The sequence below is a fragment of the Variovorax sp. J22R115 genome (genome assembly GCF_030317005.1).
Lineage (GTDB): Bacteria > Pseudomonadota > Gammaproteobacteria > Burkholderiales > Burkholderiaceae_C > Variovorax.
On sequence record NZ_JASZYM010000012.1, the window covers coordinates 204204 to 221354 of the forward strand.

General features: G+C 63.7%; 13 protein-coding genes. 8 read left to right on the top strand and 5 right to left on the bottom strand.

Annotation, left to right across the window (positions count from 1 at the left end):
- The first annotated feature begins 14 nt into the window (after nucleotides 1-14).
- Entirely contained in the window at nucleotides 15-4043 is a 4029-nt protein-coding gene (purL, locus tag QTI04_RS21950) for a phosphoribosylformylglycinamidine synthase (RefSeq protein WP_286617571.1), read from the top strand.
- Nucleotides 4044-4191: 148 nt separating this feature from the next.
- On the opposite strand, the gene QTI04_RS21955 is transcribed toward purL, so the two are convergent.
- From QTI04_RS21955 to QTI04_RS21975, 5 genes are all read right to left on the bottom strand, one after another.
- Nucleotides 4192-4977, bottom strand: coding sequence for a peptidylprolyl isomerase (locus tag QTI04_RS21955; protein WP_286598329.1), 786 nt, complete (start codon nucleotides 4975-4977; stop codon nucleotides 4192-4194).
- Between the two features lie 112 nt (nucleotides 4978-5089).
- Nucleotides 5090-5353: a BolA family transcriptional regulator gene (locus QTI04_RS21960; protein WP_286598330.1), complete on the bottom strand. Its 264-nt coding sequence runs from the start codon at nucleotides 5351-5353 to the stop codon at nucleotides 5090-5092.
- On the bottom strand, nucleotides 5350-5889 hold the full coding sequence (locus tag QTI04_RS21965; RefSeq protein ID WP_286598331.1) for a septation protein A: 540 nt from the start codon (nucleotides 5887-5889) through the stop codon (nucleotides 5350-5352). The genes QTI04_RS21960 and QTI04_RS21965 overlap by 4 nt, the downstream gene beginning before the upstream one ends.
- 8 nt (nucleotides 5890-5897) lie before the next feature.
- On the bottom strand, nucleotides 5898-6317 hold the full coding sequence (gene msrB / locus QTI04_RS21970) for a peptide-methionine (R)-S-oxide reductase MsrB (RefSeq protein WP_286598333.1): 420 nt from the start codon (nucleotides 6315-6317) through the stop codon (nucleotides 5898-5900).
- Nucleotides 6314-7795 (bottom strand): YdiU family protein, encoded by a 1482-nt coding sequence (locus tag QTI04_RS21975; RefSeq protein ID WP_286617572.1) that lies wholly within the window; start codon nucleotides 7793-7795, stop codon nucleotides 6314-6316. Before QTI04_RS21975 ends, msrB begins: the two co-directional genes overlap by 4 nt.
- Before the next feature lie 195 nt (nucleotides 7796-7990).
- Here QTI04_RS21975 and QTI04_RS21980 point away from each other — a divergent pair, with 195 nt between their 5' ends.
- The 7 genes from QTI04_RS21980 to QTI04_RS22010 all read left to right on the top strand — a co-directional run bounded on the left by QTI04_RS21980 (nucleotide 7991) and on the right by QTI04_RS22010 (nucleotide 17135).
- A complete protein-coding gene (locus QTI04_RS21980; RefSeq protein WP_286598335.1) occupies nucleotides 7991-9634 on the top strand; it encodes a 3-(methylthio)propionyl-CoA ligase in 1644 nt (547 codons plus the stop codon).
- Nucleotides 9635-9805: 171 nt separating this feature from the next.
- Entirely contained in the window at nucleotides 9806-11044 is a 1239-nt protein-coding gene (locus tag QTI04_RS21985; protein ID WP_286617573.1) for a branched-chain amino acid ABC transporter substrate-binding protein, read from the top strand.
- An 81-nt stretch (nucleotides 11045-11125) separates the two neighbouring features.
- The gene (locus QTI04_RS21990) at nucleotides 11126-12079 is read left to right on the top strand and encodes a branched-chain amino acid ABC transporter permease (RefSeq protein ID WP_286598337.1); all 954 of its coding nucleotides are present in this window, start codon (nucleotides 11126-11128) and stop codon (nucleotides 12077-12079) included.
- Nucleotides 12080-12081: 2 nt separating this feature from the next.
- Complete coding sequence (locus tag QTI04_RS21995; RefSeq protein ID WP_286617574.1) at nucleotides 12082-13377, top strand: branched-chain amino acid ABC transporter permease; 1296 nt, start codon at nucleotides 12082-12084, stop codon at nucleotides 13375-13377.
- Entirely contained in the window at nucleotides 13374-14144 is a 771-nt protein-coding gene (locus tag QTI04_RS22000; protein WP_286598339.1) for an ABC transporter ATP-binding protein, read from the top strand. The genes QTI04_RS21995 and QTI04_RS22000 overlap by 4 nt, the downstream gene beginning before the upstream one ends.
- A gap of 1 nt (nucleotide 14145) precedes the next feature.
- The gene (locus QTI04_RS22005) at nucleotides 14146-14841 is read left to right on the top strand and encodes an ABC transporter ATP-binding protein (RefSeq protein WP_286598341.1); all 696 of its coding nucleotides are present in this window, start codon (nucleotides 14146-14148) and stop codon (nucleotides 14839-14841) included.
- Nucleotides 14842-15029: 188 nt separating this feature from the next.
- Nucleotides 15030-17135 (top strand): 3-hydroxyacyl-CoA dehydrogenase NAD-binding domain-containing protein, encoded by a 2106-nt coding sequence (locus tag QTI04_RS22010; RefSeq protein ID WP_286617575.1) that lies wholly within the window; start codon nucleotides 15030-15032, stop codon nucleotides 17133-17135.
- Nucleotides 17136-17151 lie beyond the last annotated feature (16 nt).

A 17151-nucleotide genomic window follows, 5' to 3' on the forward strand; every position in this document is an offset into this window, starting at 1 on the left:
CTGTGACGTTGCCCGTGAATCCGCTTTCCCATTCCGCGCCCCCTGTGGTGACTTTCTTCGAGGGCGGCAGCGCGCTCAGCGAGTTCCGGGCCCGCCAGCTCCTGCCCCGGCTGCAGGCCGTCGATCCGCGCATCGAGGGCCTGAGCGCCCGCTTCGTGCATCTGGTCGTCACCGAGACGGCATTGGACGCGGCCGGACGCGAGCGTTTCGCCGCGCTGCTGGGTTATGGCGAGCCCTTCGTCGCCCCGGCCAGGTCCGGGCCGACCATCGTCGTCACCCCGCGGCTGGGCACGGTGTCGCCCTGGGCCTCCAAGGCGACCGACATCGCGCACAACTGCGGACTCGCGCTGCGCCGCGTCGAGCGCGTCACCGAATACCACCTGACCCTGAAGGCGCCGCTGCTCGACAAGGCCCTGGGCAAGGCCGCCACGCTGGAAGGCGACAAGCTCGCCGCCGTTGGCGATCTGCTGCATGACCGAATGACTGAATCGGTCCTGGCCCAGCTGGACCAGGCCGCCAATCTCTTCGCCGAGTTGCCGGCCCAGCCGATGGCGCAGGTCGACGTGCAGGGTGGTGGCCGCGCCGCGCTGGTCGAGGCCAACAAGAACTTCGGACTCGCACTGGCGGAGGATGAGATCGACTATCTGGTCGACGCCTTCACCCGGCTCGGCCGCAATCCGAGCGACGTCGAGCTGATGATGTTCGCGCAGGCCAACAGCGAGCACTGCCGCCACAAGATCTTCAACGCCGACTTCATCATCGACGGTCAGTCGCAGCCGCAGAGCCTGTTCTCGATGATCCGGCACACCGAGCGCCAGAGCCCGCAGCACACGGTCATCGCCTATGCCGACAACGCCTCGGTGATGGAAGGCACGCAGATCGAGCGCTTTGTAGCCGCCTCGGAGTCGGGCAGCTACGAAAAGCAGAACGCCCTGAGCCACGTGCTCATGAAGGTCGAGACGCACAACCACCCGACGGCCATCTCGCCTTTCCCGGGCGCATCGACCGGCGCGGGCGGCGAGATCCGCGACGAGGGCGCCACCGGGCGCGGCTCGAAGCCGAAGGCGGGCCTGACCGGCTTCACTGTCTCAAAGCTCTGGCCGGAAGAGGGCAGCTACGGCAAGCCGGGCCAAATTGCGAGCCCGCTGCAGATCATGACCGAGGGCCCGCTGGGCGGCGCCGCGTTCAACAACGAATTCGGCCGGCCTAACCTGCTTGGCTACTTCCGAGAATACGAACAGGCCATCACCAGCGACGGCGACACCGTGCAGCGCGGCTATCACAAGCCGATCATGATCGCGGGCGGGCTCGGCAGCATCGACGCCAAGCAGACCAAAAAGATCCAGTTTCCGGCCGGTGCCTTGCTGATCCAGCTGGGCGGGCCCGGCATGCGCATCGGCATGGGCGGCAGCGCGGCGAGTTCGATGGCGACCGGCGCCAATGCGGCCGAACTGGACTTCGATTCGGTGCAACGCGGCAACCCGGAGATCGAGCGCCGTGCGCAGGAAGTCATCAACCATTGCTGGCAGCAGGGCGACGCCAACCCCATCCTCGCGATCCACGACGTGGGCGCCGGCGGCCTGAGCAATGCCTTCCCCGAGCTCACCAACGACGCCGGGAGGGGCGCACGCTTCGACCTGCGCGCCGTGCCGCTCGAGGAATCGGGCATGGCGCCGAAGGAAATCTGGTGCAACGAAAGCCAGGAGCGCTACGTGCTGGCCATCGCACCGGAATCGCTCGAGCAGTTCCGCGCCTTCTGCGAACGCGAGCGCTGCCCGTTCTCTGTGGTCGGCGTCGCGACGGAGGCTCGCCAACTGCTCGTGGCCGACGAAGGTGCCGAGGCGCAGCCAGTCGACATGCCGATGGACGTGCTGCTCGGCAAGCCGCCCAAGATGCTGCGCGACGTGAAGACCGTCGAGCGCCGCTTCAAGCCACTGAACCTCACGGGCGTCGACCTGCAGAAGGCCGCGATCGACGTGCTGTCGCATCCCACCGTCGCATCCAAGCGCTTCCTCATCACGATCGGCGACCGCACCGTGGGCGGGCTCAGCCATCGCGACCAGATGGTCGGCCCCTGGCAAGTGCCCGTGGCTGATTGCGCAGTGACGCTGGCCGACTACAAGGGCTTTGCGGGCGAGGCGATGAGCATGGGCGAGCGCACCCCGCTCGCGGCCATCGATGCACCTGCCTCTGGCCGCATGGCGGTGGGCGAGGCCATCACCAATCTGCTGTCAGCGCCCATCGAGCTGTCGAGGGTCAAGCTGTCGGCCAACTGGATGGCCGCTTGCGGCGAGCCGGGCGAGGACGCCGCGCTCTACGAGACCGTCAAGGCAGTGGGCCTTGAACTGTGCCCGGCGCTCGGCATCTCGATCCCGGTCGGCAAGGACTCGCTGTCGATGCGCACGCAATGGCAGGATGGCGGCGAGCAGAAGAAGGTCACGTCGCCGGTCAGCCTGATCGTGAGCGCCTTCGCCACGCTGGCCGATGTGCGCGGCACGCTCACGCCGCAGCTCGACGCCAACGAGCCCGATACCACGCTGGTGCTCGTCGACCTCGGCCGCGGCCAGCACCGCATGGCCGGCAGCATCCTGGCGCAGACTCTCGCGCAGAGCGGCGATACGGTGCCCGACCTGGACGATCCGCAAGATCTGGTCAAGCTGGTCGCGGCGGTCAATGCGCTGCGCGCCGAGGACAAGATCCTCGCAATGCACGACCGCAGCGACGGAGGCCTGTTCGCAGCTGCGTGCGAGATGGCCTTTGCCGGACACGTCGGCGTGGCGCTCAATGTCGACCTGCTGGTCACCGAGGGCGACGGTATCAGCGACAGCCGTGCCGAATACGGAGATGCGAAGAACTGGGCCGGCCAGGTCAGTGCCCGCCGCGAGGAACTCACGCTCAAGGCGCTCTTCAACGAAGAGCTCGGCATGCTGCTCCAGGTGCGGACGGCCGAACGCAACGAGGTCATGCAGACACTGCGTGCCCACGGCCTCAGCACGCACAGCCACTTCGTCGGCAAGACCCGCCTCGCCAGCTCGACCATGGACGCCGGCAAGGGCAAGGTCGAGGTGTGGCGCGACGCCAAGTCCGTCTTCAGCGCCAATCTCAGCGACCTGCATCAGGTCTGGGATTCGGTCAGCTGGAAGATCTGCCGCGAGCGCGACAACCCCGAATGTGCCGATGCCGAACACGCCGCGGCCGGAGATCCGCAAGACCCTGGCGCGCTCGTGGTGCTGGCGGCCGGAGTGGCCGAGAACGTTGCGGCGCCCTTCCTGAATCTCGCCAGGCCCAAGGTCGCAATCCTGCGGGAGCAGGGCGTCAACTCGCACGTCGAAATGGCCTACGCCTTCACCGAAGCAGGCTTCGAGGCCTACGACGTCCACATGACGGACCTGCAGATGGGCAGGGCAGACCTCGCTGATTTCAAGGGCGTGGTCGCTTGCGGCGGCTTCAGCTACGGCGACACGCTGGGCGCCGGCATCGGCTGGGCGCGCAGCATCACTTTCAACCCGAAGCTGGCGGATCAATTCAAGGGCTTCTTCGGTCGGGACGACACCTTCGGCCTCGGCGTCTGCAATGGCTGTCAGATGTTCGCCGAACTGGCCGACATCATCCCCGGCGCCGAAGCCTGGCCGCGCTTCACGACCAATCAGAGCGAGCGTTTCGAGGCCCGGCTGTCGATGGTCGAAGTGCTCGATTCGCCCAGCCTCTTCTTCGCCGGCATGGCCGGCAGCCGCCTGCCGATCGCAGTGGCGCACGGCGAGGGCTATGCCAACTTCAAGCACCGTGGCGACCCGGCCAAAGCGATCGCCGCGATGCGCTTCGTCGACAACCTCGGCCAGGCGACCGAGCGTTATCCGTTCAATCCGAATGGCAGCGCAGGCGGCCTCACCTCCGTGACCACCGCCGATGGACGTTTCACCGCGCTGATGCCTCACCCCGAGCGCGTGTTCCGAAACATTCAAATGAGCTGGACATCAAGCGACAAGAGCGAATTCAGCCCCTGGATGCGGATCTGGCGCAACGCCAGAAAATGGGTGGATTGAGCACCAGCGCCCAACGAAAAAGCGGCCCAAGGGCCGCCTTTTTCTTGTTCGAGAAACACCGCTGAACCGGCCTAGCCGGGCTGCTGGTGTTGCCCCCGGCGAGGGGGTGGGCGGCTACACGAAGTGAGCCAACCTGGGGGAGTGCCAATTATTCGACCTTTGCCTTCGCGCGCAGGTCTTCCTGATACTTCTGCAGGCGCTGCTGTTGCAGCTGTTGCGTGATCTGCGGCTTGACCTCTTCGACCTTCGGCAGTTGCGCCTGGCGAATGTCATCCACGCGGATGATGTGATAGCCGAACTGCGACTTGACCGGCGCGGCAGTCGTCTCGCCCTTCTTGAGCTTGATCATCGCTTCCGAGAACTCGGGGACGAAGCTCGCAGGCGCCGCCCAGTCCAGGTCGCCGCCGTTCGCACCCGATCCCGGATCCTTGCTTTGCTTCTTTGCGATGTCTTCGAACTTCGCACCCTTCTTGAGTTCGGCCAGAATCTTCTTGGCTTCGTCTTCTGTGGCGACCAGGATATGGCGGGCCTTGAATTCCTTGCCGCTGTTGGCTGCGACGAACTTGTCGTATTCGGCCTGCACGTCGGCGTCGGAGACGGCGTTGGTCTTGCGGAAGTTCTCGAACAGCTGGCGGATCAGGATGGCCTGGCGGGCCAGTTCGAGCTGGTTCTTGTAGTCGTCCGTGGCGTCCAGGCCTTGCTTCTGGGCCTCTTGCATGAAGACTTCACGCGCGATCACTTCTTCGCGCAGCTGGCTCTGCATTTCCGGCGTGACCGGGCGACCCGCCGCAGCGAGTTGCTGCGCCAGCACGTCCATGCGTGCCTTCGGCACCGGCTTGCCGTTGACGATGGCCGCATTCTGCGCAAAGGCAGCGACGGGCAGGGCGCCAACGAGTACGGCGGCCGCGACGGCCTGCAAGATGTGTTTCTTCATAGAGGGAGCCTCGGTCCTGGAGGAGAAAACGCGCAGTTGTTTTGGAAAGCGCTTGTATTGAAAGGGGGGAGTTTTTCGCCGCACAGAGGAGGCGGGGAAAGATCAAAGCGCTTCAAAGCGTCTCGATGGCAATCGCGTGAAGGCCCTGTGCGATGAAAAGTTGCAGCGCATCATACACAAGCCGATGGCGCGCCACGCGGGGCTTGCCGGCGAACAGCGGGGAGGCGATGCGCACCCTGAAATGCGTGCCATAGCCCTCCGGTCCTGCACCAGCGTGACCGGCGTGCGAGGCGCTTTCGTCGATCACTTCGAGCACGGTGGGCTGAAGTGCATCGCGCAGACGCACCTCAAGATCCTTGGAGGTCGGAAGGCTCATGCTGCGGGCTTGTCAGACTTGAGGTACGGAGAGATATAGAGGCCCTGTGCGACCAGGAAGACGATCGGGAACACATAGCCCCACAGCTTGAAGTTGACCCATGCCTCGGTGCTGAAATACGCCGCCACATAACCGTTGATGACGGCCATGAAGAGGCAATACGCGATCCACGCCACGTTGAGGCGTCCCCAGATGTGCGTCGGCAACTCCAGTTGCGCGCCCAGCAGCATCTTGAGGAAGTTCTTCCTGAATCCCCACAGCGCCACGGCCAGCGCCAGCGCCATCGCGCCGTAGAGCACGGTCGGCTTCCACTTGATGAAGCGATCGTCGTGCAGCACGAGTGTGAGCGTTCCGAATAGCAGGATCAACACCAGCGTGGCCTTCTGCATTGGCAGCAACTTGCGCTCGGTGAACCAGATGATGGCCATCTGGATGACTGTGCCTGCCATCAGCACGCCGGTTGCGGTGTAGATGTCGTAGAGCTTGAAAGCGCCAAAGAACAGCAGGATCGGGAAGAAGTCGAGGATCAGTTTCATGTTTGAGTTCAGTCCGTCTCGCGCTTTTGAAAATCCAGCGAGGCCGAGTTCATGCAGTAGCGCAGGCCGGTTTCGGTCGGGCCGTCAGGGAACACATGTCCCAGATGGGCACCGCAATTCGCGCACACATTTTCGGTGCGCACCATGCCGTGCGAACGGTCGACGATGTTTCGGATCGCGCCCGGCACGGCTTCCTGCGAAAAGCTGGGCCATCCGCAGCCGGCGTCGAACTTGGTCGCTGACTCGAACAGCTTGGCGCCGCAGCAGATGCAGTGGTAGGTGCCGTCTTCCCAGTGGGCTTCGTATTTGCCGGTAAAAGGGCGCTCCGTGGCAGCGTGGCGCGTAACCTCGAAGGCGCCGCGCTCGGCACCTTTCTCGGCGAGGATGGCATTCCATTCGGCGTCGGTCTTCTGGATGGGAGAAGTCATGATGAGCAGCTGATCTCGATGGTGGAGGCCCAGTCGGGCGGGAATCCGGCGAAGGCGTCGTGGCCGGGGTGCTCTTCAAATGGGGTTTCGAGCAGCGCAAGCAAGGTGGAGACGCCGGCAAAGTCCTTTTGCTGCGCCGCTTCGATCGCCTGCTGACCCAAGTGGTTCCGCAGCACGAATTTGGGATTGGTCTTGAGCATCAGGTCTGCCGACTGCGCCGCCGAGGTCGGCGCGCGGCGCTCCGAAAACGATTGCAGCCAGGTATCGAAGGCCGCCCGGTCGATGAAAAGATCGCGCACCGAGTCCGGATTGTCACCTGCGACGTGCCCGGACAGACGACGCCAGAAGATCGTGTAGTCGACCTTTTCCTGCGCCAGCAGCTTGAGCACGCCCTCGATCAGTGCGCGATCGGAATCCACAGTGTCGACAAGGCCGAGCTTGGAACGCATGCGAGCCTCGAATTCGCTGGGGAAGACGGTCTTGTACGACTCCAATGCCGCGACCGCGACTTCCTGATCGCCGATCAGCGGCAGCAGCGCCTGTGCGAGGCAGAAGAGATTCCAGTACGCCACATTGGGCTGCTGGTTGTAGGCATATCGGCCGGCCGTGTCGCTGTGGTTGCAGATATGGCGCGGATCGAAGCCGTCGAGGAACTGGAAGGGCCCGTAGTCGATGGTGAGCCCGAGGATGCTCATGTTGTCGGTGTTCATCACGCCATGGCAAAAACCGACCGCCTGCCATTGAGCGAGCAGCGCTGCCGTGCGTTCGCTCACCGCCTCCAGCAGCGCGGCGTAGGCGTTGCCATTGAAGCGTGATGTCGCGCGGCAGGCAGGGTAGTAGCGGTCGATGACGTAGTCGGCCAGGGCGCGGAGTTCGTCGTCGCGCTGGTTGGCGGCGAAGTGCTCGAAATGCCCGAAGCGAACGAAGCTGGGCGCTACGCGCGTGACGACGGCGGCAGTCTCGAGTTCCTCGCGGCGCACGCGGGCGTCCGAGCCGGTCACGCACAGCGCGCGCGTGGTCGGAATGCCCAGCGCATGCATCGCCTCGCTGCACAGGAACTCCCGGATGCTCGACCGCAGCACGGCCCGTCCGTCACCCATGCGGGAGTACGGCGTCAGGCCGCTGCCCTTGAGCTGAATTTCCAGCCCGCCGGCGGTTTCGCCCAGCAGGATGGCCCGGCCATCGCCAAGCTGGCCGGCCCAGACGCCGAATTGATGGCCGCTGTAGACGGTCGCCAGCGGCCGCACTCCAGCGATCGCCACGTTGCCCGTGAAGGCCGCCAGCCCTTCGGCCGAATACAGCCAGGATTCGTCCAGGCCGAGTTCGCGCGCGACTGCCGCGCTGCGGCCGACCCAATAGGGCTCGGGCAATGGTCTGGGGTCGAGTTCAGTGAAAAATCCAGGGCCCAGCGCTGAAAACCCCGGGGTCCAGCGCAGGCCAAGGTCAACGACATCCTCTTCGTCTGCAAGCATGCTCATGGGGGTGGATTGTCCCGCACGGGCGCCAACCCCGTCCCATACGGGCCAACTGCCGTTTTCGGACCGAGCACTCCGGGTTTCTGACATTGTGTGACGAGCCGAAACTAAGCGAACCTCATGGTCGTCACGGGGCAACCGATGGTCACATCGCATTGGCCCTCAATTTTCGAAGTCCATTTCCACAGGAGCCAATAGATGCTGGGTTTGATGCAGGACCAACCGTTGCTGATCTCGTCGCTGATCGAGTTCGTCGAACGTCACCACGGCGACGCCGAGATCGTGTCGCGGCGGGTCGAGGGCGACATCCACCGCTCGACATGGCGGGAGATCGCCGCGCGGTCGCGCCAGGTTGCCAACGCCCTGGACGACGAGCAACTGCTCTTCAGCGACCGCGTCGCCACCCTGGCCTGGAATGGCTATCGCCACCTCGAGCTCTATTACGGTGTGAGCGGATCCGGCCGCGTCCTGCACACCATCAATCCGCGGCTCCATCCCGATCAGATCGCCTGGATCGCGAACCATGCGGAAGACCAGATCCTGTGCTTCGACCTGACCTTCCTGCCGCTCGTGCAAGCGGTACACGCCAAGTGCACCACTGTCAGGAAATGGATCGCCCTGTGCGATGCCGACAAGCTGCCGGCCGACAGCGGCGTGCCCAACCTGGTGAGCTACGAAGCCTGGATGGGCCAGCGCTCCACGGAATACCCGTGGCCGAGCTTCGACGAGAACTCCGCATCGAGCATGTGCTACACGAGCGGCACCACGGGCAATCCCAAGGCGGCGCTCTACAGCCATCGCTCCACGCTGCTGCACGCCTACGCCGCCGCGCTGCCGGACGTGATGACGCTGTCGGCCCGCGACTCGGTGCTGCCGGTCGTGCCGATGTTCCACGTCAACGCCTGGGGCATTCCGTACTCGGCCGCGCTGGTCGGCGCCAAGCTGGTGTTTCCCGGCCCGGCGCTCGACGGCAAGTCGGTTTATGAGCTGCTCGAATCCGAGAAGGTGACTTTCGCGGCCGGCGTGCCGACCGTGTGGCAGATGCTGTTGGGCCACCTGCAGGCCAACGGGCTCAAGTTCTCGACGCTCAAGCGGACGGTGATCGGTGGCTCCGCCTGTCCGCCGGCCATGATCAACGCTTTCCAGCAGCAATACGGGGTGGAGGTGCTGCATGCCTGGGGCATGACCGAGATGTCGCCGCTCGGTACGCTCTGCACGCTGAAGAACAAGCACCTCGACATGTCGCCGGAGCAGCAGACCGCAATCCGCATGAAGCAGGGGCGCGCGATTTTCGGCGTGGACATGAAGATCGTCGACGGCGACGGCAAGGACTTGCCTTGGGACGGCAAAGCGTATGGCGACCTGCTGGTCAAGGGCCCGTGGGTGGTCAAGGAATACTTCAAGGGGGAGGGTGGCGACCCGTTGATCCAGGATGCGCAGGGGCGCAGCTGGTTCCCCACCGGTGACGTCGCGACCATCGATGTCGACGGCTTCCTGCAGATCACCGACCGCAGCAAGGACGTGATCAAGTCCGGCGGCGAGTGGATCAGCTCGATCGACATCGAGAACATCGCGGTGGCGCATCCGGGCGTCGCGATGGCGGCCTGCATCGGCGTCGCGCATCCCAAGTGGGATGAGCGGCCGATCGTCGCGATCGTGAAAAAGCCGGGCGCCGAGGTCTCGCGAGACGAACTGCTGGCCTTCTATCAAGGCAAGACAGCCAAGTGGCAGATTCCCGACGACGTGGTGTTCGTCGAGGCGATCCCGATCGGCGCGACCGGCAAGATCCTGAAGACCCGGCTGCGCGAGCTGCTGCGTGACTACAAGCTGCCCGGCGTCTGAGCTGGATTTCGGAAGAATCCTACCGGCCGGTAGCACCATCCAGATGCGCTCTGTCGCATGGGTGATAGAAACGGCCCTCGCGGCCGATTTCTTACGGGCAATCCCTGACGGGCGAGGTTCCAAAGGCTTGTAACCTCGCCTCGCACTGACAGTATGACCAGGAGATACGGAATGAAATTCGCTCTGAAAATTGCAACCGCCGCCGTCCTCGCAGCCACCGCCACAGGCGCTCTGGCTCAAAAGGGTGAAACCGTGAAGATCGCCTGGCTCGACCCGCTGTCGGGCTTGATGGCCGCGGTCGGAACCAACCAGCTCAAGACCTTCCAGTTCCTGGCCGAAGAGTTCAACAAGAAGAACGCCGCCGGCGTCAAGTTCGAGATCATCGGCATCGACAACAAGCTCAGCCCGCAGGAAACCACCAGCGCGCTGCGCTCGGCCCAGGACCAGGGTGCGCGCTACGTCGTGCAGGGCAACGGCTCGGGCGCCGCGCTGGCGATCATCGACGCGCTCGAAAAGAACAACGCCCGCAATCCGGGCAAGGAAATGCTGTACGTCAACTACGCTGCAGTCGATCCCGACCTGACCAACAGCAAGTGCAGCTACTGGCACTTCCGCATGGATGCCGACACCTCCATGAAGATGGAAGCGCTGACAACCTTTATGAAGGACCAGCCCGACGTCAAGAAGGTCTACTTGATCAACCAGAACTATGCGCACGGCGTGCAGGTCGTGAAGTTCGCCAAGGAGAACCTGGCACGCAAGCGGCCTGACGTGCAGATCGTCGGCGAGGACCTGCATCCGCTGGCGCAAGTGCGCGACTTCGCGCCGTACGTCGCCAAGATCAAGGCATCGGGCGCCGACACCGTGATCACCGGCAACTGGGGTTCCGACCTGTCGTTGCTGATCAAGGCCGCCAACGACGCCGGCTTGAACAACGTCAAGTTCTACACCTACTACGGCACCGTGAGCGGCACGCCGACAGCCATGGGCGCTGCATCGGCCGGCAAGGTGTATCAAGTCGGTTACGGCCACTACAACATGGGCGGCGATTTCGAACGCCTGACCGTGGCCTTCAACAAGAAGTTCAAGGAAGACCTGTATACGTCGGCGGCCTACACGACGCTGCAGATGCTCACCGACGGTTTTGTCAAGGCCAAGTCGACCGATCCGGTCAAGGTGGCTGCGGCGCTGGAAGGTTTGAGGTTCAAGAGCTTCAATGGGGACGTCGAGGTGCGCAAGGCTGACCACCAGTTGCAGCAGGGTCTCTACATCACCAAGTGGGACAAGGCGGGCGGCAAGTACCCGATCGACTCAGAAGGCACGGGCTACACCTTCGTGCCGGTCAAGTACTACGAGCCCTACGTCGCCAGCACGCCCACCTCGTGCGAAATGAAGCGGCCGAGCCCCTGATTCCCCTGCGGAAAACAGACCGGTCGAGGCCCGACTTCAAAACTCGGGCCTTTTTCTTTTCTTACGTGACCTCGAGGACCGATGAACGTCGAATTCTTCGTCATCTCGCTGCTCAACGGCGTGAGCTACGGCTTGCTGTTGTTCATGCTGAGTTCTGGCCTGACACTGATCTTCAGCATGATGGGCGTGCTCAATTTCGCGCACACCAGTTTCTACATGCTCGGGGCCTACGTGGCCTACACGCTCTCCGGCATCATCGGCTTCTGGCCGGCACTGTTCATCGCGCCGCTGCTGGTGGGCGCGCTGGGCGCGGCCTTCGAACGCTACAGCCTCCGGCGCGTGCACAAGTTCGGGCATGTGCCTGAACTGCTGGTGACCTTCGGTCTGTCCTTCCTCATCCTCGAAGTGGTGCAACTGGTCTGGGGGCGCTCCACGGTGCCTTACGGGCTTCCGACGCAGCTGCAGGGTCCACTCTTCACGCTGTTCGGCACCCAGTTTCCCAAGTCGCGCTCGTTCATCATGCTGGTCGCCCTGCTGATGCTGGTGTCGGTGTGGCTGCTGCTGACGCGCACCCGCATCGGGCTGGTCATCCAGGCGGCCCTCAAGCACCCCGAGATGGTCGAAGCGCTCGGGCACAACGTGCCGCGTGTCTTCATGCTGGTGTTCGGCGGCGGCGCCGCGCTTGCCGGGCTCGCGGGTGTGGTCGGCGGCAACACCTACGTGACCGAGCCGGCGATGGCGGCATCGGTGGGCTCGATCATCTTCGTCGTGGTCGTCGTGGGCGGCCTCGGCTCGCTTGCGGGCGCTTTTCTCGCGTCGTTGTTGATCGGGATCATTCAGACCTTCGCGGTGGCGATGGACCAGTCCATGGCCTCCGGCCTGCGTGCCATCGGCGTTGCGGTGAACGAGAGCACCTTCGGCTATCCCTTGCTCAATCTCACGATCTCGCAGGTGGCGCCGATCCTTCCCTACCTGTTCCTCGTTCTGATTCTGATCTTCAGGCCCAAGGGCTTGCTCGGCACGCGGGAAGACTGACCATGACCACGCAGTACTACCGCTTCAAGCCCTGGAACATCGGGCGCTACTTCATCTGGTCGCTGTTCGCGATCGTGCTGATCGTCGCGCCGATGATCTTCAAGACCAGCCTCGCGCTGACGATGCTCTCGCAGATGGGCTATCTCATCATCATCTGCCTGAGCTACAACATCCTGCTCGGACAGGGCGGCATGCTGAGCTTCGGGCATGCCGTCTATACCGGGCTCGGCTCCTTCATCGCCATCCACGCGATGAACCTGGCGGGCAAGGGCGGCTGGCCGATTCCGCTGGTGCTGATCCCGGTGGTGGGCGGCCTGGCCGGCATGTTCTTCGCGATCCTCCTGGGCTTCGTCACCACCAAGAAGTCTGGCACCACCTTCGCCATGATCACGCTGGGCATCGGCGAACTCGTGGCCTCGATGGCACTGATGTTCCCCGGCTTCTTCGGCGGAGAGGGTGGCGTGACCACTGACCGCGTCTACGGCAGGCCCTTCTTCGGCATCACCTTCGGGCCGCAGATCCAGGTCTACTACCTGATCGCCGTGTATTGCTTCATCTGCACCGCGCTCATGTATGCCTTCACGGGCACCCCGCTCGGACGCATCCTGAACGCGGTGCGCGACAACCCGGAGCGCGTGGAGTTCATCGGCTACAACACGCAGCGCGTGCGCTACTTCGCCTTCATCATCGCCGGCTTCTTCGCGGGCATCGGCGGCGGGCTGGCAGCGATCAACTTCGAGATCGTGAATGCCGCCGACAGCCTGAACGCCATTCGCTCTGGCGGCTACCTGCTCTTCACCTTCCTTGGCGGGGCCGTGTTCTTCTTCGGTCCGATCATCGGCGCGGTGCTGCTGGTGTTCGCTTCAGTGCTGCTGTCGGAGCTTTCCAAGGCCTGGCAGCTCTACTTCGGTCTGGTGTTCGTCTTCATGGTGATGTTCGCACCCGGCGGCATCGCGAGCCTGATCATGATGAACCTGCGCGTCGCGAAGTTCGGCAAGTTCAACCGGCTCTGGAAGTTGTATATCGGCCTGCTGCTTGCGGCCATTCCGGTGGTGGTCGGTGCCGCCGCCCTGATCGAAATGATCTATCACATCCAGCTCAATTCGGCCCTGGGCCCGGAACTCAACTTCTTCGGCGTGCCGCTCGATACGTCCGGCCTCGCAAGCTGGGCCGGCGCCGTGGCCATCCTTGCCATCGGCCTGGCCGTGCTCGAGGTCGTGCGGCGGCGCTTTGTGCGAGTCTGGGGACAAGCGCAGGAAGAGATCGAAGCCGAGATCAAGCGGAGGGAGCTCGCATGACCCACGCACTCGAACTCAAGGGACTTCGCAAGAATTTCGGAAAGACCGAAATCATTCGCGGAGTCGACCTGGCCGTCGAGGCCGGCGAGCGCATCGGCATCATCGGACCCAACGGTGCCGGCAAGTCGACGTTGTTCAACCTCATCAGCGGGCGGCTCGCACCGACCAGCGGTGAGGTGCTGCTCAACGGGCAGCGCATCGACGGCAAGAAGCCGTTCGAGATCAACCGGATGGGGCTGTCGCGCAGCTTCCAGATCACGAACATCTTTCCGAAGCTCAGCGTCTTCGAGAACCTGCGCTGCGGCGTGCTGTGGAGCCTGGGCTATCGCTACAGCTTCCTGCGATTCCTGTCGAACCTCGACGACGCCAACGAGCGAACGGAGGAGTTGATCCACCAGGTCGGCCTCGACAAGAAGCGCGACGTCCACGCGGTGAACCTTACCTATGCCGAACAGCGCGCACTGGAAATCGGGGTGACCATCGCCGGCGGCGCCAACGTGATCCTGCTCGACGAACCGACCGCCGGCATGAGCAAATCCGAGACGGCGCACTTCATCGCGTTGATCAAGCAAGTCACCGTCGGCAAGACGCTGCTGACGGTGGAACATGACATGGGCGTGGTGTTCGGCCTCGCCGACAAGATCGCGGTGGTGGTCTACGGTGAAGTCATCGCCTTCGACACCCCCGCCGCCGTACGCGCCAACCCGCGTGTGCAGGAAGCCTATCTCGGCTCGTCAGTTGCCGACGCACAGGGCGCTGGACATTGACATGCTGAAACTTCAAGACATCCACGCCTATTACGGCAAGAGCCATGTGTTGCATGGTGTTTCGTTTGACGTCGGCCCCGGCGAAATCGTCGCCTTGCTGGGGCGCAACGGCTCGGGTCGCTCGACCACGGCCAAGGCCATCATGGGCCTGGTGCATGCCGAGGGAACGCTGCGCTGGAAGGAGCAGGACATCCTGCGCCGGAAGGCCTACGAAATCGCGCACCTCGGCATCGGCTATGTGCCCGAGAACCGGGACGTCTTCCCGAAGCTCACGGTGCACCAGAACCTGCTGCTGGGCCAGAAGGGCGGCGGGAAGGGCAGCCGCTGGTCCTTCGACGACATGTACGGCATGTTCCCGCGCCTGAAGGAGCGCCAGCACACGGAGGCCGGCGTGCTCTCCGGCGGCGAGCAGCAGATGCTGACCCTGTGCCGGACGCTGATGGGCGACCCCGACCTGATCATCATCGACGAGCCGACCGAGGGCCTCGCGCCCAAGATCGTGGAGCTGGTGGGCCAATACTTGCGCACCCTCAAAGACAAGGGCATCTCGGTGCTGCTGATCGAACAGAAGCTGACCATCGCCATGCAGATCTCCGATCGTGCGCTGGTGATGGGCCATGGCAGCATCGTGTTCGACGGAACGCCGGACAGCCTCAGGGCAGACGCCTCGACCCGCAAGGAATGGCTGGAGGTCTGACCACCTCCAACTGCTTCCTGCATTTGTCTCGACAGCGACTTGGGGCCGTTGCCTGGTCACAGGAAACGCCTAGAATTTCACAAAAAAAGAACACTCGTGCTTTTTAAGTGCGAGGGCGCCGGCGCCGAGTGTGTGCGTCGCGCCCTCGAACCCTTTTTTCGATCCTCTCCATCCCAAAGGAACGCAGCATGACGGCTGAATACAAAGTGCTCGGCGATGTCGCCGTGATCACGATGACCAATCCCCCGGTCAATGGCCTCGGTTTCTCGACGCGCATCGGCATCACCGACGGGCTCTCGAAGGCCATCGACGACCCGGCCGTCAAGTCGATCGTCATCACCGGCGCAGGCAAGGCCTTCTCCGGCGGCGCCGACATCAAGGAATTCGGCACGCCCAAGGCGCTGCAGGAGCCCAATCTGCTCAGCGTGATCCTGGCGCTCGAGGCATCGCCCAAGCCCATCGTGGCGGCGATCCACTCCGTCTGCATGGGCGGCGGCCTCGAACTCGCCCTGGGTTGCCACTACCGAGTGGCCGCACCCGGTGCCAGCGTCGCTCTGCCCGAAGTCAAGCTGGGCCTGCTGCCCGGCGCCGGCGGCACGCAGCGTCTGCCGCGTGTACTCGGCGTGGAAACCGCACTCAACATGATCGTGAGCGGCGAAGCGGTCAAGAGCGAGATGCTCGCCTCGCTGCCCGGCCAGAAGCTGTTCGACAAATTGGCCGCATCGCCCGAATCCGTGTTCGACGAGGCGATCGAATTCGCGAAGTCGGTGGCCGGCAAGACGGGCGCCGAACTGCCGCTGGTGCGCAACCTGCCGTGCAAGCACCCGCAAGGCGATGCCTACTTCCAGTTTGCCAAGAACATGGTTGGCGGCATGTCGAAGAACTACCCCGCGCCCCTCAAGTGCGTCGATGCCGTGCAGGCTGCGACCAAGATGAAGTTCGACGACGGCATGGCCGAAGAGCGCCGCCTCTTCACCGCGCTGATGTTCACGCCCGAATCGATGGCGCTGCGCCATCTGTTCATGGCCGAGCGCGCGGCCTCGCGCATTCCCGATGTGGCCGACGACACGTCCCAGCGCACCATCAAGGCTGTCGGCGTGATCGGCGCCGGCACCATGGGCGGCGGCATCTCGATGAACTTCCTGAACGCGGGCATCCCCGTGAAGATCCTCGAGATGAAGCAAGACGCCCTTGATCGTGGCATCGCCACGATCAAGAAGAACTACGAAGCACAGGTCAAAAAGGGCAAGCTCAAGCAGGACAAGTACGAGCAGCGCATGGCACTGTTGAGTACCACGCTGAACTACGACGACCTGAAGGACGCCGACCTCATCATCGAAGCCGTGTTCGAAGAACTCGGCGTCAAGGAAAAGGTCTTCAAGGAACTCGACCGCGTCGCCAAGGCTGGCGCCATCCTGGCTTCCAACACCTCGACGCTCGACGTCGACAAGATCGCCGCTTTCACCAAGCGTCCGCAGGACGTGGTCGGCATGCACTTCTTCAGCCCGGCCAACGTGATGAAGCTGCTCGAAGTCGTGCGCGGCAAGGAAACCGCCAAGGACGTGCTCGCCACCGTCATGTCCACGGCCAAGAAGATCAAGAAGACCGCCGTCGTCTCCGGCGTGTGCGACGGCTTCATCGGCAATCGCATGATCGAGCAGTATTCGCGCCAGGCCGGCTTCCTGCTGGACGAAGGCGCGACGCCCCAGCAAGTGGACAAGGCGATCGAGAAGTTCGGCTTCGCGATGGGTCCGTTCCGCATGGGCGACCTCGCCGGCAACGACATCGGCTGGGCCATCCGCAAGCGTCGCGCGACCGAGATCGCCGACATGAAGTACAGCCGCACGGCTGACAAGCTCTGCGAACTGGGCCGTTTCGGCCAGAAGACCGGAGCAGGGTGGTACGACTACCAGGCGGGCAAGCGCGACGCGATTCCGTCCGATCTGGTCAACAAGATGGTCGAGGACCACCGCAAGGAAATCGGCATCACGCCGCGCAAGATTTCCGATGAGGAGATCGTTCAGCGCCTGGTGTACGCCCTGGTCAACGAAGGCGCGCGCATCCTCGAAGACGGCATTGCTTCCAAGTCCGGCGACATCGACATGGTGTACTTGACCGGCTACGGCTTCCCGATCTGGCGCGGTGGCCCGATGCACTACGCATCGCAGGTCGGCCTGTACAACGTGGCCGAGTCGATGAAGCGCTTTGCCAGGAATCCGCGCGACGACGCGAGCTTCTGGCAGCCCGCGCCGCTGATCCAGAAGCTGGTGGCCGAAGGCAAGTCGTTCAGCTGACCGGAGGCGAGACCGC

Coding starts and splice junctions, on each gene's coding strand:
- QTI04_RS22000 (WP_286598339.1), top strand. CDS start 13,374: ATGACCCACGCACTCGAACTCAAGGGACTTCGCAAGAATTTCGGAAAG.
- QTI04_RS21965 (WP_286598331.1), bottom strand. CDS start 5,889: ATGAAACTGATCCTCGACTTCTTCCCGATCCTGCTGTTCTTTGGCGCT.
- QTI04_RS21985 (WP_286617573.1), top strand. CDS start 9,806: ATGAAATTCGCTCTGAAAATTGCAACCGCCGCCGTCCTCGCAGCCACC.
- QTI04_RS21990 (WP_286598337.1), top strand. CDS start 11,126: ATGAACGTCGAATTCTTCGTCATCTCGCTGCTCAACGGCGTGAGCTAC.
- QTI04_RS21995 (WP_286617574.1), top strand. CDS start 12,082: ATGACCACGCAGTACTACCGCTTCAAGCCCTGGAACATCGGGCGCTAC.
- QTI04_RS21975 (WP_286617572.1), bottom strand. CDS start 7,795: ATGAGCATGCTTGCAGACGAAGAGGATGTCGTTGACCTTGGCCTGCGC.
- QTI04_RS21955 (WP_286598329.1), bottom strand. CDS start 4,977: ATGAAGAAACACATCTTGCAGGCCGTCGCGGCCGCCGTACTCGTTGGC.
- msrB (WP_286598333.1), bottom strand. CDS start 6,317: ATGACTTCTCCCATCCAGAAGACCGACGCCGAATGGAATGCCATCCTC.
- QTI04_RS22005 (WP_286598341.1), top strand. CDS start 14,146: ATGCTGAAACTTCAAGACATCCACGCCTATTACGGCAAGAGCCATGTG.
- QTI04_RS22010 (WP_286617575.1), top strand. CDS start 15,030: ATGACGGCTGAATACAAAGTGCTCGGCGATGTCGCCGTGATCACGATG.
- QTI04_RS21980 (WP_286598335.1), top strand. CDS start 7,991: ATGCTGGGTTTGATGCAGGACCAACCGTTGCTGATCTCGTCGCTGATC.
- QTI04_RS21960 (WP_286598330.1), bottom strand. CDS start 5,353: ATGAGCCTTCCGACCTCCAAGGATCTTGAGGTGCGTCTGCGCGATGCA.